The sequence below is a fragment of the [Mannheimia] succiniciproducens MBEL55E genome (assembly GCF_000007745.1).
In the GTDB taxonomy this organism is placed as follows: Bacteria; Pseudomonadota; Gammaproteobacteria; order Enterobacterales; family Pasteurellaceae; genus Basfia; species Basfia succiniciproducens.
This window is the reverse complement of record NC_006300.1, coordinates 1169521-1196367: the sequence shown is the minus strand read 5'-3', so window position 1 is coordinate 1196367 and position 26847 is coordinate 1169521. Positions and strand designations below refer to the sequence as shown.

The window sequence follows — 26847 nt, the reverse complement described above, 5'->3', positions numbered from 1 at the left end:
AAAAGTCAAAGGGAAATTTGATTATTTCTATCGCTTTACTCACAATTTCAGCGTATAATACAGCGCAGTTTTTTCTTCATGGCTGTTTTTTAGTATTTAGCAGTAACATGAAAAAAGGTTATTTAAATCAAACAAATAAAATATTTACGGAGTATTTAATGTCCAGAAGATTAAGAAGAACGAAAATCGTATGTACAATGGGGCCTGCAACAGACAAAGGCAATAATTTAGAAAAAATCATTGCTGCCGGTGCAAACGTTGTACGTATGAACTTCTCCCACGGTACGCCCGAAGATCATATCGGTCGTGCTGAAAAAGTACGTGAAATCGCTCATAAATTAGGTAAACACGTAGCAATCTTAGGTGACTTACAAGGCCCTAAAATCCGTGTTTCTACTTTTAAAGAAGGCAAAATTTTCTTAAATATCGGTGATAAATTCATTTTAGACGCAGAGATGCCTAAAGGTGAAGGTAACCAGGAAGCGGTTGGTTTAGACTATAAAACATTACCGCAAGATGTGGTTCCGGGCGATATCTTATTATTAGATGACGGTCGAGTTCAATTGAAAGTATTGGCGACCGAAGGTGCAAAAGTATTCACCGAAGTAACGGTCGGTGGCCCACTATCAAATAATAAAGGCATTAACAAATTAGGCGGCGGTTTATCTGCCGATGCATTAACCGAAAAAGATAAAGCGGATATCATTACTGCGGCGCGTATCGGGGTGGATTACCTTGCCGTATCTTTCCCGCGTTCAAGCGCGGATTTAAACTACGCCCGTCAATTAGCAAAAGATGCGGGCTTGGATGCGAAAATTGTTGCGAAAGTAGAACGTGCCGAAACAGTTGAAACGGACGAAGCAATGGACGATATCATCAATGCGGCGGACGTAATCATGGTTGCGCGCGGTGACTTAGGTGTTGAAATCGGTGACCCTGAATTAGTCGGTGTTCAGAAAAAATTAATCCGTCGTTCACGTCAGTTAAATCGTGTTGTTATTACCGCAACTCAAATGATGGAATCAATGATTAGCAATCCTATGCCGACTCGTGCGGAAGTAATGGACGTAGCTAACGCAGTATTGGACGGTACCGATGCGGTAATGCTTTCTGCTGAAACCGCGGCTGGTCAATATCCGGCGGAAACTGTTGCGGCGATGGCGAAAGTTGCGTTAGGTGCGGAGAAAATGCCAAGCATTAATGTGTCTAAACACCGTATGAACGTTCAATTCGAGTCTATTGAAGAATCTGTTGCAATGTCTGCAATGTATGCGGCAAACCACATGAGAGGCGTAGCGGCGATTATCACATTAACAAGTAGCGGTCGTACTGCTCGTTTAATGTCTCGCATTAGTTCCGGTTTACCAATCTTTGCATTGTCACGTAACGAATCTACATTAAATTTATGTGCATTGTATCGTGGTGTGACACCGGTTCATTTTGATAAAGACAGCCGTACTTCAGAAGGTGCGAAAGCAGCGGTTCAATTATTAAAAGACGAAGGTTTCTTAGTGTCTGGCGATTTAGTGTTATTAACTCAGGGCGACGCAAGCAGTTCTAGCGGTACTAACCTTTGCCGTACATTGATTGTTGAATAATAGGCAATGAACAAAAAAACGATGATTTAAGTCATCGTTTTTTTTTTGCTTTTCTATAAAAATTCGGAAAAATGCACCGCACTATTTGTTTAACAGATCTTTTAAGCCCGCCTTCATTGCCGACATCTGGCTTTCATACAACGCTTTGCTTTCCCGCTCGTCGATCATATAGGTGATGGTTTCGGAAAGTGTCATTTTCATCTTTTTTGAATATTTGGAAAGGCGTAACCAAACCCCATATTCTAAATCAATAGATTTTTTCTTCGTGGATAATTTTTCCGCGTTAAAGAAACGTTTACGTCTGGCGCGAATCGCCTGATCTAATTTGATAATCAACGATTCAGCCATATGATTGGCTATCCATTCTTCAATTTTTTCAGGATAATTCTGGCTTTCTAATAAATCATGCACTTTGCTTTGCTGCAAACTGCGTTCTTCATAACGGGTAATATTCTCGCCTTCACGATTTTTTTTAATTAAATACAACCATTTCCAATGCGCTTCTTGATTTTCTAATTTTTGATACTTCATGGATAGGTTCTCCATTGCTAAGTGACAAGGTAACTGAACATCATATTACGATTTTTGACTCACTTTTTCTAGTAAATTTTTCATCTTGATCGGGCGAAGCGACAGGATTTATGCGATAATGCAAAATCCTAATTTTTAAGCAAGACAAAAGAGCATACTTGTGAATTTATCTTTATCATCCGAACAACTTTTAAGTTGGCAGCATCTCATGCCGACTTTGGAACTTGCCGATATTCCGGAACAGTCAATTTCATTTTTTGATTTACAACCTCGGGCAAATTCGGCAATTCAACAATTTTTGCAAAATTCTCACCGCAGTTTATTGGTGTTAAAAGCCGATGATCAGGCGGAATATGCGCCGTTATTAGCCGATTATATTCAATCTTTGTTACCGCAGAATTCCCAGGTTAAAGGGGTAAATTACTTTATTGAACAGGCGGACAGTTTTTCCTTTGCAAGAATTTCCGTAGAACCGGCGCAATCAAAGGAAGATAATTTTGCCGCCATAAAACAAGTAGGTACCGCGCTTTATTTTGATGAAAACCAACTGTTCGGTTCCTTGTTGGTGCATCCTATATCTAAGGATATCCAATTGAATGCCGGGCTTGTGCATCAACTGAACGGCGGCGTTTTAATTCTTTCCGTCGCAGGATTATTGGCTCGCTTTGATATTTGGTGTCGGTTAAAACATATTTTAACTACGCAGACTTTTGATTGGTACTCAATGCATCCGTTTAAACCTCTGCCTTGCCATATTCCGAGTTATCCTCTTGAGCTTAAAGTCGTGTTATTGGGTTCGCGAGAAGAATTAGCCGCATTTTCGGAATTGGAAACAGAGCTTTTCGGGTTGGGTGATTATTCCGAATTAGAAAGCTATTTCTCTCTTGAAGAGCCGGTGCAAAAAGTCAAATGGGTGCAATATGTGCGGACATTGGCAAAACAATATGATTTCCCGTCAATAAGCGATAAGGGAGTAGAGCGTTTATATCAATTATATGTACGGGAAAGCGAAGATCGCGCAGTGATTAATATTTCACCGTTAATGCTTAAAAATTTACTGAGCAAAGCAGTATTAGTCTGTACGGGAACTGAACTAAGTGCGGTGGATTTTGAGAAAGTTTTTCAAATCACCGCTATGCAGCATAGCTTTTTACGGGACAGAACTTACGATGATATTTTGCATGAGCAGGTTTTCATTCCGACGGAAGGGGAGGCAATCGGTCAAATTAACGGACTTTCGGTAATTGAATATCAAGGTACGCCGACATCTTTTGGTGAGCCGTCAAGGTTAAGCTGTATTGTGCAATTCGGTGAAGGTGAAATTACCGATGTGGATCGTAAAAGTGAATTGGCAGGTAATATACACAGCAAAGGCATGATCATTGCACAAAATTGCTTGGCGAATATTTTGGAGCTGCCTTCACAACTGCCGTTTTCCGCCTCCTTAGTATTTGAACAATCTTATGCGGAAATTGACGGAGATAGCGCTTCATTAGCTGCATTTTGCGCATTAACCAGCGCCTTAGCGGATTTGCCTGTTTCGCAATCCGTTGCAATTACCGGAGCAATCGATCAGTTCGGCTTGGTACATTCTGTGGGCGGAGTGAATGAAAAAATCGAAGGATTTTTTGCTATTTGCGAACGTAGAGGATTGACCGGCGAACAAGGAGTGATTATTCCTGCGTCAGTCATTCATCAGCTAAGTCTTTCGATAGAGGTGATAACTGCGGTCAAAAATCGCCGATTTTTTGTTTGGGCGGTAGAAGATGTTTATCAAGCCAGCAAAATTTTATTCCAACGGGATTTAACGGAAGAAGATAAAAGCTATAACGGCGATAACGAACCTATTTCCCGGTTAATCGCGCGGCGTATCGAACAGCGCACGGATCATTTATCTCGCGGATTCTGGGGTTTACTATTCGGACGGAAATAATAAAAATATTTGACCTTTGTTGCTTAACTGGTCTGAACAGATTGAGCGAACACTTGTTAGCTATTTAAAATAAAAATTAACTTTGCTAGAATGCTTCGAATGGTTAGCTGTATAGCTAATATCTGCTAATTCTAATATATTAAGGAAAGTTAAAAATGACTGACAGTTGTACACTAAATAAAAAAAGCTCATATACTTATGAGGATTTATTAGCCTCCAGTCGCGGCGAATTATTTGGTCCGAAAGGGCCGCAACTCCCGGCGCCGACCATGCTAATGATGGATCGGGTTATTGAGATGAACGAAACTGGCGGTAATTACGGCAAAGGTTATGTGGAAGCCGAACTGGATATCAAACCGGATTTATTCTTTTTCGGTTGCCATTTTATCGGTGATCCGGTGATGCCGGGCTGTTTAGGTTTAGATGCAATGTGGCAATTGGTCGGTTTTTATTTAGGCTGGATTGGCGGTGAGGGTAAAGGCCGTGCATTGGGTGTGGGCGAAGTGAAATTTACCGGGCAAATTCTGCCGACGGCGAAAAAAGTTATTTATCGCATTCATTTAAAACGTGTTATTAACCGCAAATTGGTGATGGGTTTGGCTGACGGTGAAGTGGAAGTTGACGGCAGAGTTATTTATACCGCAACGGATTTAAAAGTCGGTTTATTTCAGGATATGTCAACATTCTAATCCGTTTAACTTATATATAAAAAAAATCGCTTATGGGTTCCCGTAAGCGATTTTTTTGTTTTCATTCAATAGTGATAAACTGTCCTTAAAAAAAGCTGTGATCCGTTTCGCAAAATAAAAAATTTCTTGCTGTATAAACTAAATTTTTCAGTAAAATCATACGGAATTTTAAATTGAATTTATTGGGGAATTTCCATGTTTAAGTGGCAAAAAGGAATTTTGATAGCACTTATGATGGTGTTAAGCGGTTGTTCGGCAAAACCGTCTCAATCGTTAGATATAGAAAAAAGCAATAAACCAAAACTGATTGTCGGAACAACAAGTAAGGATAGCCGGGAATTTATTTCCTGCATTGATTCTAAATTGGCGAACAATGAGAACGTACGTTCCCATAAAAAGAAAAGTTACCAAATAAAAAACGGCAAAACGGACAAATATTCCATTATTTCTCAAAAAGGTTATTCATATTTATTATCGGTAAACTGTTCTAAAATCCAGCAAACGGTGATGAATTTCTTTTATTTTCCTCAACAAAAAGAAAATGAGATCCTAGAGCCGATTCTCGCTTGTTTGAGCGCCGTTAATTCGGTAAATTTAAAAACTTATCCTATTGAATCCGTTATTCGGGACATGCCGAATAAGTTCACGGCGTTGCGCTAAAAATTTTTCAATCTTGTCAAAATTATGAAAAATCGTGCTAGAATAGCACGATTTTTTTATGGCTTATTCATTTTAAAGGGAAACCAATGAAACCCAGTATTATTAGTAAACTAGATAGCTTAAACGAACGTTATGAAGAGCTGGAAGCATTGCTAGGTGATGCTTCGGTAATTAGCGATCAGGATAAATTTCGCGCTTACTCAAAAGAATATTCACAATTAGAAGAAGTGGTCAAAACATTTTCACGCTGGAAACAATTAAATTCTAATATCGAAGAAGCGGAGCTGTTGCTTGATGACCCGGAAATGAAAGAAATGGCTCAAATGGAAATTGAAGAGTCAAAAAACGAACTTGAAGAAGTCGAACAGCATTTACAGATTTTATTATTGCCGCGCGATCCGAACGATGAATATAACGCCTATTTAGAAATCCGTGCCGGAACAGGCGGTGATGAAGCGGGTATTTTCGCCGGCGATTTATTCCGTATGTACAGTCGTTATGCCGAAATGAAAAGATGGCGTGTTGAAGTGCTTAGTGAAAATGAAAGCGAACAAGGCGGATATAAAGAGATTATCGCTTTAGTGAGCGGTGATAACGTTTACGGGCAGCTTAAATTCGAATCGGGCGGTCACCGTGTGCAACGCGTGCCGAAAACCGAATCGCAAGGCCGTATTCATACGTCTGCCTGTACCGTTGCGGTGATGCCGGAACTACCTGAAAGCGAAATGCCGGAAATTAATCCGGCGGATTTACGCATTGATACTTATCGGGCATCCGGTGCGGGCGGTCAGCATATCAATAAAACCGACTCTGCCGTGCGTATCACCCATATTCCGACGGGGATGGTGGTGGAATGTCAGGATGAACGTTCGCAACACAAAAATAAAGCAAAAGCCTTAGCGGTGTTGGCTTCGCGTTTGGTACAGGCGGAGCAGGATAAATTAGCTGCCGAACAGGCTACAACCCGTCGTAATTTATTAGGTTCGGGCGACCGTTCGGATAAAATCCGTACTTATAACTATCCGCAGGGCCGTGTGACGGATCACCGTATTAATTTAACTGTATATCGCCTGGATGAAGTGATGAACGGTAAAATCGATGAATTGATTCAACCAATCATCACCGAATACCAGGCGGATCAACTGGCGGCGTTATCGGATCAACCATAAGGTTCTTCAAAGGGTGGGCTTGCAGGCTTGCCTTTTTCCTATTTATCCCGCACATTCTTTTAGGGTCTGTTTATAAAAGATAAACGGACCCTAATACTTGTCGAAAATTCAAGAGAAAATAACGATGAAATCAGGGATTAGGTTTAAACAACTAACTGAGGATTTTATGGTAATCGGTGAAGAAATCACAATAACAAAAATTTCCCCCCAAACATATCAACAATGGCTGGCGTTTGCTGAAGACAGCTTACAGGATATGACGAAGCAAGATCCTTATGCCAATCCGAAGGTTGATGCAAATCGGTTGCTGCAATTTGTTACCCAAAAAAGCAAAGGTACGATTATCGCTTTTTCGGATACTTTATTAACGGAAAATGAATCGGCGCTTTTATCGCAATATTTAGTACGCCGTTGTGAAGGCGAACCTATAGCCTACATTCTCGGCGAACAGGATTTTTGGTCGTTGAATTTAGAGGTCTCGCCGGATACTTTGATTCCCCGTCCTGATACGGAAATTTTAGTGGAAAAAGCCTTAGAATTTGCAAAATTTCGCTTAAATTCACCGCACTTTTCAGGTGAATTAGCCATTCTTGATCTTGGTACGGGAACCGGCGCCATCGCTTTAGCCTTAGCGGCGGAATTAGCGCCGATTAGCCAAAAGTGCGGTGCAAAATTGCGGATTTTAGGTGTGGACCTGACGAACGGTGCCGTTGAACTTGCTAAGCGGAACGCCCTGAGAAATCAATTGCCGCAAGTTGAATTTTTACAAAGCAATTGGTTTGAACAACTGGAAAACCGGCAATTTGACATTATAGTCGGTAACCCGCCTTATATTGACCGTCAGGACGAGCATTTAGCTTTGGGAGACGTGCGTTTTGAGCCCTTAACGGCATTGGTGGCGGAAGACTCGGGATATGCGGATTTGCGGCATATTATCGAGCGGGCGCCGTTTCATTTAAAACACCAGGGCTGGTTAATATTAGAGCACGGTTGGCAGCAAGGGCAAAAAGTGCGGTCGATTTTTAATGAATTTTCACAAAATTACTGGCAACAGGTTGCAACAATGAAAGATTATGGCGACAATGAACGCATTACTCTTGGTTGTTGGAATAAAGAATGAAGTATTATCAAAAAGCCTTATATGACGAAATGACCTCTTTTTATCTCATTACCTGTGATGATGAAGGGGATAAATTGGGGCGTATCCGTTCGTTAATAGGCGGTTTGGTTCGAAAAGCCCGTCAGGTTATCGGGCAAGAGGGTGACGATAAAGTCCGAATCCATCAATTATTACAGCTTTTCTACGGCGACTGGGGATTTCATTGCGATCCGGAACATTATTTTGAAGCGGAGAATCTATATCTCGCCTATGTACTGGAAACTCATTCCGGTATGCCCGTTAGTTTGGGCGCATTGCTGTTGTATCTGGCAGACAGCTTAAAGCTACCGCTTTATCCGGTAAATTTTCCGACCCAGTTGATTTTACGGGCTGAAGTTGATAATGAAGTGGCGTTTATCGACCCTTGGAACGGTCATTACCTATCGCAAGCTCATTTGCAGAAATTATACGAAGGCGCGTTCGGTTTTGGGGCGGAAATCAGTAGTGAAGAACTTGAGCGAGCGGATGTAAATACATTGCTTAACCGCTTTAGACAGCTGGCTAAAAACGCCTTGATTCGGGAAAACCGTAATGATGCGGCATACCGATATATTGCCTCGTTGCTGCGTTATCACCCGGAAGACCCTTATGAAATCCGTGACCGTGGGCTAGTGTTGGCGCAAATGGGTTGCTATCAGGCGGCGGCGGAGGATTTGCAGTATTTTGTGGATCAATGTCCGCAGGACCCCACCTCATTTTTATTAACGGCGCAACTTGCCGAATTAAAAGATCATTTTTCTGAACTCCACTAAAGAAATTAACTATAGGAATTAACTATGCAAAATAAAATTGTCCGTATAGGCGATATTAACGTCGCAAATGACAACCCCTTTGTATTATTCGGCGGTATGAACGTGCTTGAGAGCCGCGATATGGCGATGCAGGTCTGTGAAAAATACGTTGAGGTAACAAATAAACTCGGCGTACCTTATGTTTTTAAAGCTTCTTTCGACAAAGCGAACCGCTCGTCTATCCATTCCTATCGCGGTCCGGGCATGGAAGAAGGGTTAAAAATTTTCCAGGAGTTAAAACAAACTTTTGGTGTGAAAATCATCACCGATGTGCATGAAATTTACCAATGTAAACCGGTGGCGGAAGTGGCGGATGTGATTCAATTGCCGGCTTTTTTAGCCCGTCAAACGGATTTAGTGGAAGCTATGGCTCGCACCGGTGCGGTTATTAATGTAAAAAAACCGCAATTTTTAAGTCCGGGTCAAATGGGCAATATCGTAGAAAAAATTGAAGAGTGCGGTAACGATAAAGTGATTTTATGCGATCGCGGTTCAAACTTTGGCTATGACAATTTAGTAGTGGATATGCTCGGTTTTGGTGTGATGAAAAAAGTATCGAAAGGAGCGCCGGTTATTTTTGACGTCACCCATTCGTTACAATGCCGCGATCCTTTTGGGGCGGCTTCCGGCGGTCGTCGCGATCAAGTAACCGAACTTGCCCGTGCGGGCTTAGCGGTGGGAATTGCCGGCTTGTTTTTAGAGGCTCATCCGGATCCGAATAATGCTAAATGCGACGGTCCTTCCGCATTGCCGTTATCCGTATTGGAAGGTTTTGTCAGTCAAATGAAAGCGTTAGACGATTTGGTTAAATCATTTCCACAATTAGATACCTCGAAATAATTTCGTTGAATGATGAAAAGTGCGGTAGTTTTTACCGCACTTTTTTTGTATGCTATTTCTCATATTAAAGACGAACTTTATTTACCTAAACAAGGAGCTTTTATGAAAATTGTTTTCTTAGACAGCACGGCGCTTCCTCCTCATTTGCCGATTCCACGTCCTGATTTTGATCACGAATGGATTGATTATCCTTACACCGGTGCGGAACAAACAGTAGAACGGGCAAAGGATGCGGATATTGTGGTTACCAGCAAAGTTATTTTTTCCCGCGAAGTGATGGAACAATTGCCTAAGTTAAAATTAATCGCATTAACGGCAACGGGCACAAATAACATTGATCTTATCGCTGCAAAAGAATTAGGCATTAGGGTTAAAAATGTTGCCGGCTATTCATCGGTAACCGTACCGGAACATGTGTTAGGGTTAATATTTTCATTAAAACACAGCCTTGCCGGTTGGTATCGGGATCAGTTGGAAGGGAAATGGGGCGAGTCTAAACAGTTCTGTTATTTTGATTACCCGATCACGGATATTCGCGGCTCGGTGTTGGGCGTGGTAGGAAAGGGTTGTTTAGGGACTGAAGTCGGACGTTTGGCAACCGCACTTGGTATGAAAGTACTTTATGCGGAACATCGGGACGCGCAGTCCTGCCGTGAAGGTTATACGCCTTTTGATGAGGTACTTAAACAGGCGGATATCGTCACGTTGCACTGCCCGCTAACGGAACACACAACAAACCTGATTAACAAAGAAACTTTGTCGCTTTTCAAAAAAGGCGCGTTTTTAATCAATACCGGCAGAGGTCCTTTAGTGGACGAACAGGCATTGTTGGATGCGTTAAAATCCGGGCATTTGGCCGGTGCGGCGATTGACGTAATGATTAAAGAACCGCCAGAAAAAGATAATCCGCTAATTGTTGCGGCGAAAACCATGCCGAATCTGCTCATTACTCCGCATATCGCTTGGGCGTCGGATAGTGCGGTTACCACTTTAGTCAATAAAGTACGCGATAATATTGAAGAGTTTGTCGCCACCGGAAAATAAACGTATAATCACCCCATTTGCTCGATGAGAGTGGATGGGGTTTCCTCTCGGATGTTTCCATCCGTCATTTTCATCTTATTTAAATGTGATTCAAACAGGTTAGATACCTAAAGGTAATATGAATTTCCCAGTTTCCCTTTATATCGCGCTGCGTTACTGGCGGGCTAAAAGTGCGGATCGTTTCGCCCGATTAGTGACTAATTTGGCCAGCTCGGGCATTGTGCTTGGTGTGATGGCGCTGATTATTGTGTTGTCTGTCATGAACGGTCTGGAAAAACATCAAAAACAACAGGTGTTATCCGGCATTCCTCATGCCGTATTAATGCCGCAGGAAGGTTATTTGGATTTACAAGCCGCCCAACCGTCCATGCCGGATTTTGTGCGCCAGGCGGTACCGATTAATAGCACGAATGTTATTTTACAAACCGCGCAAGGTGTGAGCGCAGGGCATATTATCGGCGTGCAAAAACCAAGCGATGATTTAATTCTGGATTATTTAACCCAACAGCAACTTAGCGAATTACTGCCTGCCGGCGAATTTAAAATTCTGATAGGCAACAGGTTGGCGGATAAGCTCCGTCTGAATATCGGCGATAAAGTACGCTTAATGATCACCGAAAACAGCCAATATACGCCTTTCGGACGAGTACCGACACAGCGCTTGTTTACCGTCAGCGATATTTATTTTTCCGATAATTCCGAAGTTTCCGGCTATGAAATTTTTGCTAATTTGTCGGATATCGGGCGTTTAATGCGCATTCGACCGGAGCAGGTGCAAGGTTATCGGTTATTTTTAGACGATCCTTTTCAAATTACCGCATTGCCGCAATTTTTTTCTGCGGATAAATGGAAATTAGAGGATTGGCGCAGCCAAAAAGGTGAATTTTTCCAGGCGGTACGCATGGAAAAAAATATGATGGGGCTATTAATCAGCCTGATTATTATTGTGGCGATTTCCAATATAATTACTTCATTGAGTTTGATGGTAGTAGACAAACAAGGAGAAATTGCCATTTTGCAAACTCAAGGATTAAATAAACGGCAGGTTCGCCGTATTTTTATTTTGCAAGGTTTTTTAGTGGGGCTGGTCGGTACAATAATCGGTACTATATTAGGCGTGCTCATTACGCTGAATTTAGCCGATATTATTGAGTTATTCGGTCAACGCGGCATCTTTTTACCCACTTCTTTGGAATTGGGGCAAATTATCGTTATTGTGGCGTTCTCATTATTATTGTCGCTGTTATCCACTATTTATCCCGCTTATCGGGCGGCAAAAGTGGAACCGGCGGAAGCATTGAGATATGAATAAGTAAAAGTGCGGTCAAAATTTAAAGAATTTTACCGCCGGATAAAAATAGAACAGCAATTATGAACAACGGAATTTTATTAAATTGTCAGAATCTGACTAAAGATTACATTGAAGGGTCGGTAACAACCCGAGTTTTAAAAGACGTCACTTTTTCTATGAACGATAAGGAACTGGTGGCGATTGTAGGCAGTTCGGGGTCCGGCAAAAGTACTTTATTACATACTTTAGGCGGGCTGGATCAACCTACTTCGGGCGAAGTCTTTATTAAAGGCAAATCTCTGCAAAAAGCCTCGCAAGACGAATTGGCGAAATTGCGCAATACTTATTTGGGGTTTGTTTATCAGTTCCACCATTTAATGGCGGATTTTACCGCGCTGGAAAACGTGTTAATGCCGATGTTAATCGGTAATCAGAATAAAACCGAAGCTAAAGATCGTGCGGAAAAAATGCTCAATGCGGTGGGGTTGTCTCACAGAATTACTCATAAACCGTCCGCACTTTCCGGCGGCGAACGGCAACGGGTTGCGATTGCCCGCGCGTTGGTTAATAATCCCGCGTTGGTATTAGCGGACGAACCGACGGGAAACCTCGACCATAAAACCACGGAAAGTATTTTTGAACTGATTCAACAACTGAATGAGGATCAAGGCATCGCATTTTTACTGGTCACCCATGATTTAAATTTAGCCGAAAAGCTGAATCGTCGTTTAATTATGCAAGACGGCGTATTGCGGCCGGAAATGTAACGGTGGATTTCAATGAATACTCCATTTTTTATTAGTTGGCGTTATCAACGGACAAAACAGAAAAATCGTTTGGTTTCCCTCATTGCGTTATTTTCCAGTATCGGTATTGCGTTAGGCGTTGCGGTTTTAATCCTCGGGTTAAGCGCCATGAACGGTTTCGAGCGAGAGCTAAATAACCGTATTTTAGCCGTTGTGCCGCACAGTGATATCACCGCTTATCAAGACGGGCGGATTAACGATCGGCAAGATCTGGAACGACGCCTGATGGCAAATTCCGATATTAAAGCGGTTTCGCCTTACGTAAGTTTCACCGCATTAGTGGAAAACGGAGCAAAATTGAAAGTGGTTCAGGTTCACGGTGTTGATCACAAAATGCTGGACAACGTGAGTTCGTTAGGCAAATTCGTGTTGAATAACGGCTGGCAACAATTTGCCGAACGGGGCGGATTAGTGCTGGGTTCGGGCATCGCCAGAGATTTAGATGTGTCGGAGGGCGATTGGGTCACATTGCTCATTTCGCAAAATACGGACGGTGATCAACTTTCTCAGCCTGCCCGCGAACGTGTTCAGGTGACCGGTATTTTGCGCTTGGACGGGCAGCTTGACCATAGTTATGCATTAATTCCTCTCGCCACTGCGCAGGAATTTTTGGGTTTTGCCAAAAATGAAATAAGCGGTATTGAAATGAAAGTAGCGGATCCGTTTAAGGTTCAGCAACTTAATTTTGCTAATCTTAACGATTATCCGCAAATGCTGAATTTACAGACCTGGATCAACAAATTCGGTTATATGTACCGTGATATTCAGCTGATTCGGACAGTTATGTATATTGCCATGGTATTAGTTATCGGCGTTGCCTGTTTTAATATTGTTTCCACTCTGATTATGGCGGTAAAAGACAAAGCGGGCGATATCGCCATTATGCGCACCCTCGGCGCAAACAACGGTTTTATTAAACGTATTTTTATCTGGTACGGGCTGCAAGCCGGCATGAAAGGCTGTTTAATAGGAATAATTCTCGGCGTTATTTTATCGTTAAATCTCACCTCAATTATTAAAGCTGTCGAAAGCCTGCTAGGGCATAAATTATTGTCGGACGGTATTTATTTTGTGGACTTTTTACCCAGTGAATTACACTGGCAAGACGTTTTATTAGTACTGGTTGCTGCTTTAATGTTAAGTTTATTGGCAAGTTTATACCCGGCTAACAGGGCGGCAAAATTGCAACCGGCGCAGGTTTTGAGCGGCCATTAATAAAAATAACAATGTACTAGTTTACCAATGCAAAATTAAGTGGTAGAGTAATCTCACTTAACATTAGGGTCTGTTTATAAAAGATAAATAGACCCTAAGCACTTGATAAGCTTTAAAGTGCGGTTAAATTTTTCTATTTTTCGGATGATATACAGAGAGTTGATTATGCCTACAAAAAACAAAAATAATATTCGTGTCGCAAACGACGATACCAGAATTGCCAATATCGAACAGTTGCTTCCGCCGGTCGCTTTATTGGAAAAATATCCGGCAAGCAATGTCGCCGTTAAAACGGTCAGAAACGCCCGCAATAAAGCCCATCAAATTATTCACGGTGAAGATGATCGCCTGTTGGTGATTATCGGTCCTTGTTCGATTCATGATCCTAAAGCGGCGCTTGAATATGCCAACCGCATGGCGAAAATGCGCGAAAAATATAAAGATACCTTAGAAATCATCATGCGCGTTTATTTTGAAAAACCGCGTACTACCGTGGGTTGGAAAGGGTTAATTAACGATCCGTATTTAAACGATACCTATGCATTAAACGACGGTTTACGTATTGCGCGCAAACTATTATCAGACATCAATGATCTCGGTTTGCCGACTGCGGGTGAATTTTTAGACATGATCACCCCGCAATATGTGGCTGATTTCATGAGCTGGGGCGCAATTGGCGCCCGTACCACGGAATCGCAGGTTCATCGTGAACTGGCTTCCGGTTTGTCTTGTGCGGTGGGCTTTAAAAACGGCACAAACGGCGGTGTGAAAATCGCTTTAGACGCTATTGGTGCGGCGGAAGCTTCCCACCATTTCTTATCGGTTACTAAATTCGGGCATTCGGCGATTGTTTCAACAAAAGGTAATCTGGATTGCCATATTATTTTACGCGGCGGTGATAAAGGTACGAATTATGATGCGGAAAATATCGCAAAAGTTTGTGCTAATATCGAGAAAAGCGGCCGTATCGGTCATGTAATGATCGACTTCAGCCATGCTAACAGCAGTAAACAGTTCAAAAAACAAGTGGAAGTTTGTCATGATGTCGCAAAACAAATCGCACAGGGTTCAAACCAAATTTTCGGCGTGATGGTTGAAAGCCACTTGGTTGAAGGTCGTCAGGATTTAGTAAACGGAAAAGCGGAAACTTACGGTCAAAGTATCACCGATGCCTGTATCGGCTGGGATGACACGGAAATCGTGTTACAAGAACTGTCCGATGCGGTAGCCGCTCGTCGCAAAGTCAACGGCAAATAACCAAAACTTTTAAAATTTTGACCGCACTTTAGGCAACTTAAGTGCGGTTTTTATTATTTGTTTAAGCGGTAATCCGACGGGCTTTTAATTTGATCTTTGATATATGTCTATTTTCTATAAAACTTAGCGTTTTTAGACCGCACTTTTCTTTTTTTCCCTTAAATGTTAGCGCAAATTGGTATATGATATAGCGGTTTTTTCAGTTTTAATTGAGAGCTTTTTCATGGCAAGACAACCTTCCCAATCACCCGATAAACAGACTGCGCAAATCAATATTCCGCCTCATTCCATTGAAGCGGAACAAGCGGTGCTCGGCGGAATTATGCTGAATAATTCCCATTGGGAAAATGTTGTTGAACATGTGATTACCGAAGATTTTTATACCGCCGCCCACCGTTTGATTTTTAGAGAAATGGAGGAGTTGGCGCGGCAAAATCATCCGATTGATTTAATTACGCTCGATCAGGCGCTGAAAAACAAAGGCGTGGTAGAGGATGTGGGCGGTTTTGCTTATCTGGCGGAATTATCCAAAAATACGCCGAGTGCGGCGAATATCATTGCCTATGCGGATATCGTGCGTGAAAAGGCGGTACTGCGCGAATTAATCGGCGTCGGTAATACCATCGCACAAAGCGCTTATTCTCCGAAAGGGCGAGAAGTCAAAGAGATATTGGATGAAGCCGAGCGGGAAGTGTTCAAAATCGCGGAAAAGCGCAGCGCTGAAAATGAAGGCCCCGAGAATATTTTAAATGTTTTAGAACGCACTATTGATAAAATCGAATTCTTATCCAAAAACCAACATGCAAACGGCGGAGTAACGGGGGTTACTACGGGCTTTAAAGATTTAGATAAGAAAACCGCGGGTTTACAGCCTTCGGAGCTGATTATTGTGGCGGCGCGTCCGTCTATGGGTAAAACTACTTTTGCCATGAATCTCTGTGAGAACGCTGCGCTTTCCAGTGAAAAACCCGTGTTGATTTTTAGTCTGGAAATGCCGGCGGATCAAATTATGATGCGTTCGTTGGCTTCGCTTTCCCGTGTGGATCAAACTAAAATCCGCACCGGTCAAATTACCGAAGATGACGAATGGGCGCGTATTTCAAGCACCATGGGGATGTTGACCAATAAACCCAATATGTACATTGACGATTCGGCGGGTTTAACGCCGACGGAATTACGTTCCCGAGCTAGACGGGTTTATCGTGAAAACGGCGGTCTGAGCCTGATTATGATCGATTACTTGCAATTAATGCGGGCGCCGGGCTTTGATAACCGTACTCTTGAAATCGCTGAAATTTCCCGCTCTCTGAAAGCCTTGGCAAAAGAACTGGAAGTACCGGTGGTGGCGTTGTCACAGCTAAACCGGACTTTGGAAAACCGTACGGATAAACGCCCTGTGAACTCGGATTTAAGGGAATCCGGATCTATCGAGCAGGATGCGGACCTGATCATGTTTATTTATCGTGACGAAGTGTACCATGAGACAACGGAAGAAAATCACAATGTAGCAGAAATTATCATCGGTAAACAGCGTAACGGGCCTATAGGACGAGTGCGTTTGACCTTTCAAGGGCAATATTCCCGTTTTGATAATTATGCAGGCGGCCATCAATTTAATGATGACGATTATTAGCAGTAAAACGCTATTTTTATAGCAAAGAGTCGATATGAAACCAGCAACAGTAAAAATCAGTTCAGTTGCACTGAAACATAATATTCAAATAATTAAACAGAAAGCACCGCACAGTAAAATCATCGCTGTGGTGAAAGCAAATGCTTACGGACACGGCGTTGAATTTGTCTCTTCTACCTTAGAGAATTTAGTTGATGGTTTTGGTGTGGCGCGTTTAGCCGAAGCCCTTAGCGTCCGTTCTAACGGCGTAACCAAACCGATCCTTTTGTTGGAAGGTTTTTTCTCTCCTAAAGATTTACCCATTCTTTCCGTCAATAATATTCAAACCGTCGTACATAACCAGGATCAATTGGATGCAATTAAACGGGCGAATCTTGAAAATCCGATAAAAGTCTGGCTGAAAATTGATACGGGCATGCACCGTTTAGGTGTTAGTCTGGAAGAGGTGGATTATTACTATAACGAATTGATGAATTGTCCGAATGTGGATGAAGTGGGGTTTGTAAGCCATTTCAGCCGCGCTGACGAAACCGACAGCGATTATACCAATATTCAGTTAAACCGCTTTTTGGATGCCACAAAAAACAAAAAAGGCAACCGCACTATTGCGGCTTCCGGCGGCATTTTATTTTGGGAAGATTCCCATTTGGAATATATTCGTCCGGGGATCATTATGTATGGCGTATCGCCGATTAATATTCCGAGCAGTGAATACGGTTTGATCCCGGTGATGACCTTGACCTCTTCACTAATTGCCGTGCGTGATCATAAAAAAGGCGAGCCTGTGGGTTACGGCGGTATTTGGGTGAGCGAGCGGGATACGAAAATCGGCGTGGTGGCGATTGGCTACGGTGACGGTTATCCCCGCAATGTGCCGGCAGGTACACCGATTTATATTAATGGACGCCGGGTGCCGATTGTCGGCCGTGTATCTATGGACATGGTTACGGTGGATCTCGGTCCCGATTGTAAAGACAAAGTAGGCGATGAAGCGGTTCTTTGGGGGAAAGAATTGCCAATCGAGGAAGTGGCGGAAATTACCGGTCTGCTAAGTTATGAATTAATGACCAAATTAACGCCGCGGGTTCTTACGGAATATGTTGATTAAAACTATCAAATGTATAACTAAAACAAACGATGAGTTTTAGTTATAACCTGATACTATTTTCAAACATCAGTTTTCAATTCAATCTTAAATAAGGAAAATACTATGCAAAATATTAATCCTACTAGCACAGCTGCATGGAAAGCGTTAGAAGCGCATAAAGGGACGTTAGAAAATACGACGATTAACGATCTTTTCCAACAGGAAAAAAATCGTTTTGCGGATTATTCATTAACATTCAATAATGAAATTCTGGTGGATTTTTCTAAAAACAAAATTACTCGGGAAACCTTAAATTTATTACGCCGGTTAGCAAAAGAGTGCGCGCTGGACGAAGCTAAAGAAGCCATGTTCAGCGGCGAAAAAATCAATCGTACGGAAAATCGCGCCGTGTTGCATACCGCATTGCGTAACCGTTCAAATACGGCGGTATTGGTTGACGGTAAAGATGTGATGCCGGAAGTTAACGAAGTTCTGGCAAAAATGAAAGCGTTCAGCGAACGCGTGATTTCCGGTGAATGGAAAGGTTATACCGGCAAGGCTATTACCGATGTGGTAAATATCGGTATCGGCGGTTCGGATTTAGGTCCTTACATGGTTACCGAGGCTCTGCGCCCTTATAAAAATCACTTGAATATGCATTTTGTCTCCAATGTTGACGGTACGCATATTGCGGAAGTGTTCAAGAAAACCAATCCTGAAACCACGTTATTTTTAGTGGCGTCAAAAACCTTTACCACCCAAGAAACCATGACTAACGCCAAATCCGCCCGCGATTGGTTCCTGGCTACGGCAAAAGATGAAAAACATGTGGCAAAACATTTTGCCGCGCTTTCGACTAATGCGGCGGAAGTGGAAAAATTCGGTATCGATACCGACAATATGTTCGGTTTCTGGGACTGGGTCGGCGGACGTTATTCATTATGGTCGGCTATCGGTCTTTCCATTATTCTTTCCGTGGGTTTTGAAAACTTCGAAGCCTTATTAAGCGGTGCGCACGAAATGGATAAACATTTCCGCAATACTCCGATTGAGCAAAATATTCCCGCAACCCTTGCATTAGTGGGGTTATGGAACACCAATTTCCAAGGCGCACAAACCGAAGCTATTTTACCTTATGACCAATATATGCATCGTTTTGCCGCTTATTTCCAACAAGGCAACATGGAATCCAACGGTAAATATGTAGGTCGCGACGGCAAAGTTATCAGCAATTATCAAACCGGTCCGATTATTTGGGGCGAACCGGGCACCAACGGTCAACATGCGTTTTATCAATTAATTCACCAGGGAACCACCTTGATTCCTTGCGATTTCATCGCACCGGCGAAAACCCATAATCCGCTGGCGGATCACCATAACAAATTGTTGTCTAATTTCTTCGCGCAAACGGAAGCGCTTGCTTTCGGTAAAACCAAAGAAACGGTGGAAGCAGAATTTTTGAAAGCGGGTAAAAGCTTAGACGAAGTAAAAGATGTGGTGCCGTTTAAAGTCTTTGCCGGCAACAAACCGACCAACTCAATTTTATTGCAAGAAATCACACCGTTCAGTTTAGGCGCATTAATTGCCATGTACGAACACAAAATTTTCGTTCAAGGTGTGATTTTCAACATCTTCAGCTTCGATCAATGGGGTGTGGAATTGGGCAAACAGCTGGCAAACCGTATTCTGCCGGAGTTAAGCGGTGATGAGCAAGTAACCGGCCACGACAGCTCAACCAACGGTTTAATTAACCAATTTAAAGCCTGGCGTTAAGCTTTCCGATTGCTTATAAAATAAAAAAGTGCGGTGAAAATTTTCAAAATTTCAACCGCACTTTTTTGTTCATGGAAGAAACCGTTGATTTCAGTTTCTTCTTTAGTAAAGATAAACAGACTCTAATGCGTTAATCCCGGGAACAGCTTGGTAATGCCGACCACAATACTTTCAATACCTAACGACATCAAAATCAACCCCATAATACGGGTCACTACATTGCTGCCCGTTTTACCCAGCGCATTGACGATTGTCGGGCCCGAACGGAATAATCCGTAACATAACAGGGAAAACAGGATAATCGCAAAGCTAAAACCAATCCAGTCAAACCAGCTTGAATATTGAGAAGCCCATACGATAGTGGAACTAATCGCACCGGGGCCGGCTAAAATAGGCATTGCCAAAGGCACGACGGCGATACTGTTCATATTAGCGAAGTCAGCGTTTTTTTCATCTTTATTCTGTTTATCTTCGCCGAGTTTACCGCTAATCATGGTCATCGCAATGCTAATGATCAAAATCCCGCCGGCAATGCGGAATGAGTTAATTGAAATACTGAACAGGCTCAGAATAATTTTGCCAAAAAATAAACTTACCAGCAAAATCACCCCTACAGAAAATGAAGTGATTAAATTAGTATGATTACGTTCAGCCTTGGTTTGATGATTTGTCATATTGACAAAAACAGGCAAAACACCAAACGGATTAATCACCGCCACCAAACCTAAAAAGAATTTTGCATAGATTGGTGAGTTTTGAATAAATTCCATGTTACCCCCTGCGATGAAATTTCAAATAAAACGCGGTGCATTATGTTGGAAAACAATGAGATATTCAATCGGTATTCGGATTATTTTTCAAAGCACTTAAAGTGCGGTAGAATTTTGAGGAATTTTCGATGAGTCCGCTCCTCAAGGTAAGAGGGGCGGAAAGAGTTGAACGACATCTAAACGGATTTTACTTTACTCATGCTAAATAAGGACACCGCCACAAGCACAATCGAAATATAAAATACCGAACTATAATTCCAAATTTGAGCGATTATTCCTACAAAAGGACCGGCAACAATCCAGCTGCTTTTTGCCGCATTGCTGAATAGAGTAGTGGCAGAACCCATTTTACCGGGCATAAGATCCTGAAAATAAACCATGCCAAGAGTGGCAATAATACCGATAAATATAGCATTGAATGCCTGTAACGCTACAAGTTGCCAGGTTTGTTCTGCAAACAGCATACCGATATAAAAAAATAATCCCATGAAAAGTGCGGTCAGAATTAAGGATTTTTTTGTTAAGTATTTCGTTAGATAACCGGCAATCAGCATCACCGGAATTTCCAACCCTGCCGCCGTTCCCATTAAAATACCGGCTAACCGTTCGGATAAATGCAGCTCGTTGATCACATGTAACGGCATACTGATTAAATACATCCCATTACAGCTCCACATCAGAAAACAAGTGATAAAAAGCAACCTAATGCTTTGTTTATCACTTTGCTTTTTATTTTTTGCCGGCAAACCGGCAACCTCATCCGGTTTTGTTAAAGGTACAACGGCTTTACGCGGCACATAAGGAAGTAGCGCTTTGGCAATAATCGCACATAATAAAAATGCGGAAGCGGCAACCATATACATATATTCGAATCCCCAACCTAATGCAATGGAGAAGGAAAGCGGCGGCCCTACAATCCAGGCGAGGGAAATTTGTGTCCGCATAATGGTGGTGAACATTATCGCTTCACGTTTCGTATAATCCGCATATTCCCGGGCGAGCGCAAAAGCCTGCGGATTTGCAGACGAGCCTAATGACAATAAAAATGTGGCAAAAAACATGAGTACATAATAATTTCGGTTGTAGGCGAAAGTAATGCAGCCGCCGATAGCAAGCAAACTGCAAAAAATAATGATCTTGCGCCGATCATCCTGGCTGTCCGAATATTTAGCCAGAATCTGGCTCAACACAATGCCTAAAACGGCATTCGAGGTATAAAACATTCCCACCATAAAAGGTGATACCTGAATTTCCTGGGCAAGAAACAAACTCAGAGTCGGTGTTTGAAAAGAAGAGGCGATGCCGGTTAAAAAAGCCGTCAGTAAAAAGGCAAATGCTACGACATTCACCGGTTTTTGTTTGCTATTTTCCGTGGTATTCATAATTTTTATCCGTTTTAAAAATGCTTTTAAGCGCAATTTGGCGGGAGAGGTTTCCGCTTTATTCGGCAAAAAGAAAAATATTTATAGAATCAGCTATATTTTAGGCTAATTTAGCTAAAAGGTGGTGAGTTTTTAGGGAAAATATGATAAAAATAGCAGGTCTATTAACTATTACATTTATATAGGAAAATATATGTCAAACTTACAATCGATCATTGAAGCGGCATTCGAACGCCGTGCCGAAATTACCCCTAAAACCGTTGATGCGCAAACTAAAGCTGCAATCGAAGAAGTTATCGCCGGTTTAGACTGCGGTAAATATCGCGTAGCTGAAAAAATTGACGGTGACTGGGTAACTCACCAGTGGTTGAAAAAAGCCGTGTTATTATCATTCCGTATCAATGACAACCAATTAATTGACGGTGCGGAAACAAAATATTACGACAAAGTGGCATTAAAATTTGCCGATTACACCGAAGAACGTTTCCAACAGGAAGGTTTCCGCGTCGTGCCTTCAGCTACCGTGCGCAAAGGTGCGTATATTGCGAAAAATACCGTATTGATGCCGTCTTACGTAAATATCGGCGCATTTGTTGACGAAGGTACTATGGTTGATACTTGGGTAACCGTTGGGTCATGCGCGCAAATCGGTAAAAACGTTCACTTATCCGGCGGTGTGGGCATCGGCGGCGTATTAGAACCGTTACAAGCCAACCCGACAATTATCGGTGACAACTGCTTTATCGGCGCACGTTCCGAAATCGTTGAAGGTGTTATCGTAGAAGACGGTTGCGTAATTTCAATGGGCGTATTTATCGGTCAATCAACTAAAATTTATGATCGTGAAACAGGCGAAGTACATTACGGTCGCGTACCGGCTGGTTCTGTTGTGGTCTCAGGCAGCCTTCCGTCAAAAGACGGCTCACACAGCCTATACTGCGCGGTCATTGTGAAAAAAGTTGATGCAAAAACACTAGGTAAAGTCGGACTGAACGAATTACTTCGTACTATTGAAGAATAATGTAAGCCATAATATAAATCATTGAGAAAGGCCAAATCGCAGGATTTGGCTTTTTTATGAATTTTTTAGCCTCATCTTTATATTTTTCAAAATTCTCAAAAATCCGACCGCACTTTTAGCTAAATAAAATGCAAACGATAGGATATTCATCAACCTACCAATAACCATATTAATAAGCCTATTTATTTTAAATTTATGCAGGCTGGTAATCCCGTTCTATGCAATACAACATTGTTCGTCAAAGATCCTAAACCGAATTCGGTTTTATTGCGGAATTTGATGATGTCATTCATTTTTAGTCATAATAAATGATAGAATTAGCGAAATTTTTCAATGAGAACGGATTACAAAATCATGAAAATTGCTTTAGGCATTGAGTATAACGGTAAAAATTATTTTGGTTGGCAACGTCAGGAAAAAGTGCATTCGGTACAGGCTGAATTAGAAAAGGCTCTTTCCTTTGTGGCGAATGAAAAAATTGAGGTATTTTGCGCCGGGCGTACGGACTCGGGCGTACACGGAACGGGACAAGTAGTGCATTTCGAAACCAATGCGATTCGTCCCGAAAAAGCCTGGGCGTTCGGTACCAATGCAAATCTACCCGATGATATTGCGGTGAGATGGGCTAAAGAAGTGCCTGATGATTTTCATGCGCGTTTTAGCGCGACGGCGCGCCGTTATCGTTATGTGCTGTATTGCAATAAACTGCGTTCGGCTATTTTGCCCTACGGGATCACACATACTCATTTGGATCTTGACGAACATAAAATGCAGGAAGCGGGTCGCTTTTTGTTAGGCGAGAATGATTTTTCTTCTTTCCGAGCGGCACAATGTCAGTCGAATACGCCTTGGCGCAATATTCATCATTTAAATGTGATTCGCCGCGGCAATTTTGTGATTGTGGATATTAAAGCCAATGCTTTTGTGCATCACATGGTGCGTAATATTGTGGGTAGTCTGATGGAAGTAGGGTGCGGAAACCAACCGCCTGAGTGGATTGAATGGCTTTTAGCGCAAAAAAATCGTAAATTAGCCGCGCCGACGGCAAAAGCAGAGGGGCTATATTTGGTTCAGGTGACATATCCCGAACATTTTGAGTTGCCGCAAATGCCTTTGGGGCCATTATTTCTGGCGGATGAATTATAGGTACCCTAAGCTCCGACTTGTAAATCATTTACATAAAAAAGTATAAAAACGCTTTAATTTGTGGTTAAATAAGCAGAATTTTTACGATTTAATAAAAAGGTTAAAAATGAGCTGGATTGATAAAATTTTTAGTAAGAGTCCGATTTCAAGTTCTCGTAAAGCGAACGTGCCTGAAGGGGTTTGGACAAAATGTACGTCTTGTGAGCAGGTTTTATATCGTGATGAACTAAAACGCCATTTGGAAGTTTGTCCTAAATGCGGTCATCATATGCGAATCGACGCTCGTGAACGTTTATTGGCGTTATTGGATAAAGACGGCGTGACGGAACTTGCGGCGGATTTAGAACCGAAAGATATTTTAAAATTCCGTGATTTGAAAAAATATAAAGATCGCTTGACGGCTGCGCAGAAAGATACCGGCGAAAAAGACGCCTTAGTGGTATTATCCGGCACATTATACGGTTTACCTATTGTGGCCGCCGCTTCCAACTTTGGCTTTATGGGCGGTTCAATGGGTTCTGTGGTCGGTGCAAAATTTGTCGCGGCGGCGGAAGAGGCAATGGAAAAAAACTGCCCGTTCGTTTGTTTTTCCGCAAGCGGTGGCGCGCGTATGCAGGAAGCGCTGTTCTCATTAATGCAAATGGCAAAAACCAGTGCCGTTTTGGCTAAAATGAAAGAAAAAGGCGTGCCGTTTATTTCCGTTTTAACGGATCCGACTTTGGGCGGCGTATCAGCAAGTTTTGCCATGCTTGGCGATATCAATATTGCCGAACCTAAAGCGCTAATCGGTTTTGCCGGCCCTCGCGTTATCGAGCAAACCGTGCGTGAAAAATTACCGGAAGGGTTCCAACGTGCGGAGTTTTTATTGGAGCACGGCGCCATCGATATGATTGTTAAACGTTCCGACATGCGAGATACCCTAGCAAGTTTATTAACAAAATTAATGAACAAACCTTCTCCTTTTAATGCGGAAGAATTGTCAGATACCGAATAATGCAAGAAAAACATAATTTACAAGCCACTTCATCACTTTCGGAGTGGCTTTCTTATTTAGAAAACAGCCATTTTAAAGCCATTGATTTAGGTTTAGAGCGAATTAAAGCCGTCGCCAATGAGCTTGATGTGTTAAATCCGGCGCCTTTTGTGATTACGGTCGGCGGTACAAACGGCAAAGGCACAACTTGTCGTTTGTTAGAAACCATGCTGTTGAAAGCCGGGTTGCGGGTAGGCGTGTATTCATCTCCGCATTTATTACGTTATAACGAACGTGTACGCATTCAAAATCAGGAGCTGCCGGACGAAGCCCATACCCAATCATTCGCTTATATTGAAGCCCGTAAAACCCAATCACTGACTTATTTTGAATTTACCACCTTGTCGGCTTTATATCTGTTTAAGCAGGCAAAATTGGATGTGGTGATTTTAGAAGTGGGCTTGGGCGGGCGTTTGGACGCTACCAATATTGTGGATAACAATCTGGCGGTGATTACCAGTATTGATATTGATCATGTGGATTTTTTAGGTTCAAGCCGGGAACAAATCGCTTTTGAAAAAGCGGGGATTTTCCGCGCGGGTAAACCTGTAGTGATCGGAGAACCCGATGTGCCGGCGGCAATGTTGGCTCATGCCGGCTTATTAGGTTGTGAATTGGCTTGCCGTGATAAAGATTGGTCTTTCGCTCAAAAAGCGGATAGCTGGACCTGGCAGAACCAAAAAGTGCGGTTGGAAAATCTGCCGATTTGCCGGATTCCGTTGCAAAATGCGGCAACGGCGTTGGCTGCAGTGCAGTTTATGCCTGTGCAAATCAGCGAAGAAATTATTCGCCAATCGTTGCAGGAAGTTGAATTAGCGGGGCGTTTTCAGCGTATTAATGCGGAGCGGTTAGTACCTTTAGCGACACTTGTTCGGCGCTCGGTGGAAAGCTTACCGCAAATTATCATTGATGTAGGGCATAATCCCCATGCGGCAAGATATTTAGCCGGTAAATTAATCGAGCTGAAGCAAAAAACTTCACAAAAAATCACCGCAGTTTGCGGAATTTTAAAGGATAAAGACTCAGAAGGCGTACTTTCGCCGCTGCTGCCAATAATTGATAAGTGGCATTGCGTAACCCTTGAAGGCGCGCGCGGACAATCGGGTTCGAATTTATTTGTGACATTGAAAAATCTTGCGAATAAGCAACAAATTCCGTTTCACGGCGAAAGTGAGAACTCAGTAGAGTCCGGCATAATAAGCGCTATTTCACAAATGGATAACAATGAAATTCTGCTTGTGTTCGGTTCATTCCATACAGTGACAGGGTTTTTAGAGCTTCTCTGATTTGTTTGAATAATTACGCCCGCTTTTATTGCGGGCGTTTTTTTGCGGTTAAGGATAAAAATCCGGAATTTTCCACCGCACTTTTAACCTAAATGCGCCGCATCATTTAGGCGTTCAATAATAAATTTTCCTGCCTGATCTTCATCATGCTGCACATAACGAACCATGTTAATGGCGGTATTCAGCATGGCGACACTTTTGCCTTGTTCGCGGTGATTTTGCCAGGTTGCGCCGGCAAATAGCGCCAGCAATAAGCGCAGAGTATGTCCGTGGGAAACGATAAGGATATCGCCGCGGTGATGAACGTCGATAATATCCTGCATTGCTTTCATGGCGCGTTCAGCTACTTGCTGCCAGGTTTCGCCGCCGTTGGAGCTCGCCTGATAATTTTTCGGATCATTCACCATTTGCTGAAATTCTGCGGTTTGACGAATAGTTTCGACGTTTGTGCCTTCCCATGAACCGAAAAATTGTTCGTTCAGCCCGATATGCTGAAATAACGGCACGGAACGCTCGCCTAAAATATAATTTGCGGTATCGATTGTACGCTGTAAACAACTTGAATAGGCGGCAATAAAAGGCACTTCCGCCAGTGCCTGTCCCGTTAATTGCGCGCCTTTTACACCTTGTTCCGTCAATGCGGAATTTCCCCAGCCTTGCATCAAACCTTGCTCATTCCAAACCGTTCTGCCGTGGCGGATAAGATAAAGTCGTAAATCTTTTTTCATGTGGA

At 42.5% G+C, this 26847-nt stretch carries 24 protein-coding genes; 20 read left to right on the top strand and 4 right to left on the bottom strand.

Going from position 1 to position 26847, the window contains the following annotated elements:
- Positions 1-158: 158 nt before the first annotated feature.
- Entirely contained in the window at positions 159-1598 is a 1440-nt protein-coding gene (gene pyk, locus MS_RS05495) for a pyruvate kinase (protein WP_011200371.1), read from the top strand.
- A gap of 81 nt (positions 1599-1679) precedes the next feature.
- On the opposite strand, the gene matP is transcribed toward pyk, so the two are convergent.
- On the bottom strand, positions 1680-2129 hold the full coding sequence (gene matP, locus MS_RS05490) for a macrodomain Ter protein MatP (protein WP_041639752.1): 450 nt from the start codon (positions 2127-2129) through the stop codon (positions 1680-1682).
- Between the two features lie 160 nt (positions 2130-2289).
- Here matP and MS_RS05485 point away from each other — a divergent pair, with 160 nt between their 5' ends.
- The 15 genes from MS_RS05485 (at position 2290) to pgi (ending at position 19476) form a co-directional block, all read left to right on the top strand.
- Entirely contained in the window at positions 2290-4062 is a 1773-nt protein-coding gene (locus tag MS_RS05485; RefSeq protein WP_011200369.1) for an AAA family ATPase, read from the top strand.
- 155 nt (positions 4063-4217) lie between these two features.
- Positions 4218-4751, top strand: coding sequence for a 3-hydroxyacyl-[acyl-carrier-protein] dehydratase FabA (gene fabA / locus MS_RS05480; RefSeq protein ID WP_011200368.1), 534 nt, complete (start codon positions 4218-4220; stop codon positions 4749-4751).
- A 195-nt stretch (positions 4752-4946) separates the two neighbouring features.
- Positions 4947-5411 carry a hypothetical protein gene (locus MS_RS05475; RefSeq protein ID WP_011200367.1) on the top strand — a complete coding sequence of 155 codons (465 nt, stop codon included), beginning with the start codon at positions 4947-4949 and terminating at the stop codon, positions 5409-5411.
- An 86-nt stretch (positions 5412-5497) separates the two neighbouring features.
- A complete protein-coding gene (prfA, locus tag MS_RS05470) occupies positions 5498-6580 on the top strand; it encodes a peptide chain release factor 1 (protein WP_011200366.1) in 1083 nt (360 codons plus the stop codon).
- Positions 6581-6746: 166 nt separating this feature from the next.
- The gene (gene prmC, locus MS_RS05465) at positions 6747-7700 is read left to right on the top strand and encodes a peptide chain release factor N(5)-glutamine methyltransferase (RefSeq protein ID WP_050738257.1); all 954 of its coding nucleotides are present in this window, start codon (positions 6747-6749) and stop codon (positions 7698-7700) included.
- A complete protein-coding gene (locus MS_RS05460; protein ID WP_011200364.1) occupies positions 7697-8491 on the top strand; it encodes a SirB1 family protein in 795 nt (264 codons plus the stop codon). Before prmC ends, MS_RS05460 begins: the two co-directional genes overlap by 4 nt.
- 24 nt (positions 8492-8515) lie before the next feature.
- Positions 8516-9370: a 3-deoxy-8-phosphooctulonate synthase gene (gene kdsA, locus MS_RS05455; RefSeq protein WP_011200363.1), complete on the top strand. Its 855-nt coding sequence runs from the start codon at positions 8516-8518 to the stop codon at positions 9368-9370.
- Positions 9371-9472: 102 nt separating this feature from the next.
- Positions 9473-10414, top strand: coding sequence for a 2-hydroxyacid dehydrogenase (locus tag MS_RS05450; RefSeq protein WP_041640194.1), 942 nt, complete (start codon positions 9473-9475; stop codon positions 10412-10414).
- Between the two features lie 118 nt (positions 10415-10532).
- Positions 10533-11726, top strand: a complete 1194-nt coding sequence (locus MS_RS05445; protein WP_011200361.1) for a lipoprotein-releasing ABC transporter permease subunit — start codon at positions 10533-10535, stop codon at positions 11724-11726.
- Positions 11727-11785: 59 nt separating this feature from the next.
- Positions 11786-12472, top strand: coding sequence for a lipoprotein-releasing ABC transporter ATP-binding protein LolD (lolD, locus tag MS_RS05440; RefSeq protein WP_011200360.1), 687 nt, complete (start codon positions 11786-11788; stop codon positions 12470-12472).
- 12 nt (positions 12473-12484) lie between these two features.
- Positions 12485-13726, top strand: coding sequence for a lipoprotein-releasing ABC transporter permease subunit LolE (gene lolE, locus MS_RS05435; protein ID WP_011200359.1), 1242 nt, complete (start codon positions 12485-12487; stop codon positions 13724-13726).
- Between the two features lie 165 nt (positions 13727-13891).
- On the top strand, positions 13892-14983 hold the full coding sequence (gene aroG / locus MS_RS05430; RefSeq protein WP_041639750.1) for a 3-deoxy-7-phosphoheptulonate synthase AroG: 1092 nt from the start codon (positions 13892-13894) through the stop codon (positions 14981-14983).
- Positions 14984-15206: 223 nt separating this feature from the next.
- The gene (locus MS_RS05425) at positions 15207-16616 is read left to right on the top strand and encodes a replicative DNA helicase (RefSeq protein WP_011200357.1); all 1410 of its coding nucleotides are present in this window, start codon (positions 15207-15209) and stop codon (positions 16614-16616) included.
- A 34-nt stretch (positions 16617-16650) separates the two neighbouring features.
- Positions 16651-17724 carry an alanine racemase gene (gene alr, locus MS_RS05420; protein ID WP_011200356.1) on the top strand — a complete coding sequence of 358 codons (1074 nt, stop codon included), beginning with the start codon at positions 16651-16653 and terminating at the stop codon, positions 17722-17724.
- A 102-nt stretch (positions 17725-17826) separates the two neighbouring features.
- A complete protein-coding gene (gene pgi / locus MS_RS05415; RefSeq protein ID WP_011200355.1) occupies positions 17827-19476 on the top strand; it encodes a glucose-6-phosphate isomerase in 1650 nt (549 codons plus the stop codon).
- 122 nt (positions 19477-19598) lie between these two features.
- On the opposite strand, the gene MS_RS05410 is transcribed toward pgi, so the two are convergent.
- Together MS_RS05410 and MS_RS05405 are read right to left on the bottom strand one after the other, a co-directional pair.
- Positions 19599-20246 (bottom strand): YchE family NAAT transporter, encoded by a 648-nt coding sequence (locus MS_RS05410; RefSeq protein ID WP_041639749.1) that lies wholly within the window; start codon positions 20244-20246, stop codon positions 19599-19601.
- Positions 20247-20422: 176 nt separating this feature from the next.
- Entirely contained in the window at positions 20423-21628 is a 1206-nt protein-coding gene (locus MS_RS05405) for an MFS transporter (RefSeq protein WP_041640193.1), read from the bottom strand.
- Positions 21629-21821: 193 nt separating this feature from the next.
- Between MS_RS05405 and dapD the strand changes: the two genes are divergently transcribed.
- From dapD to folC, 4 genes are all read left to right on the top strand, one after another.
- Complete coding sequence (gene dapD, locus MS_RS05400) at positions 21822-22649, top strand: 2,3,4,5-tetrahydropyridine-2,6-dicarboxylate N-succinyltransferase (protein WP_011200351.1); 828 nt, start codon at positions 21822-21824, stop codon at positions 22647-22649.
- A 354-nt stretch (positions 22650-23003) separates the two neighbouring features.
- A complete protein-coding gene (truA, locus tag MS_RS05395) occupies positions 23004-23795 on the top strand; it encodes a tRNA pseudouridine(38-40) synthase TruA (RefSeq protein ID WP_041639748.1) in 792 nt (263 codons plus the stop codon).
- A gap of 106 nt (positions 23796-23901) precedes the next feature.
- On the top strand, positions 23902-24789 hold the full coding sequence (gene accD / locus MS_RS05390) for an acetyl-CoA carboxylase, carboxyltransferase subunit beta (protein WP_011200348.1): 888 nt from the start codon (positions 23902-23904) through the stop codon (positions 24787-24789).
- Positions 24789-26114: a bifunctional tetrahydrofolate synthase/dihydrofolate synthase gene (gene folC / locus MS_RS05385; protein ID WP_011200347.1), complete on the top strand. Its 1326-nt coding sequence runs from the start codon at positions 24789-24791 to the stop codon at positions 26112-26114. The genes accD and folC overlap by 1 nt, the downstream gene beginning before the upstream one ends.
- 83 nt (positions 26115-26197) lie before the next feature.
- Here the strand turns inward: folC and MS_RS05380 are convergent, their stop codons facing one another.
- Complete coding sequence (locus MS_RS05380; RefSeq protein WP_011200346.1) at positions 26198-26842, bottom strand: histidine phosphatase family protein; 645 nt, start codon at positions 26840-26842, stop codon at positions 26198-26200.
- Between the last annotated feature and the right edge of the window lie 5 nt (positions 26843-26847).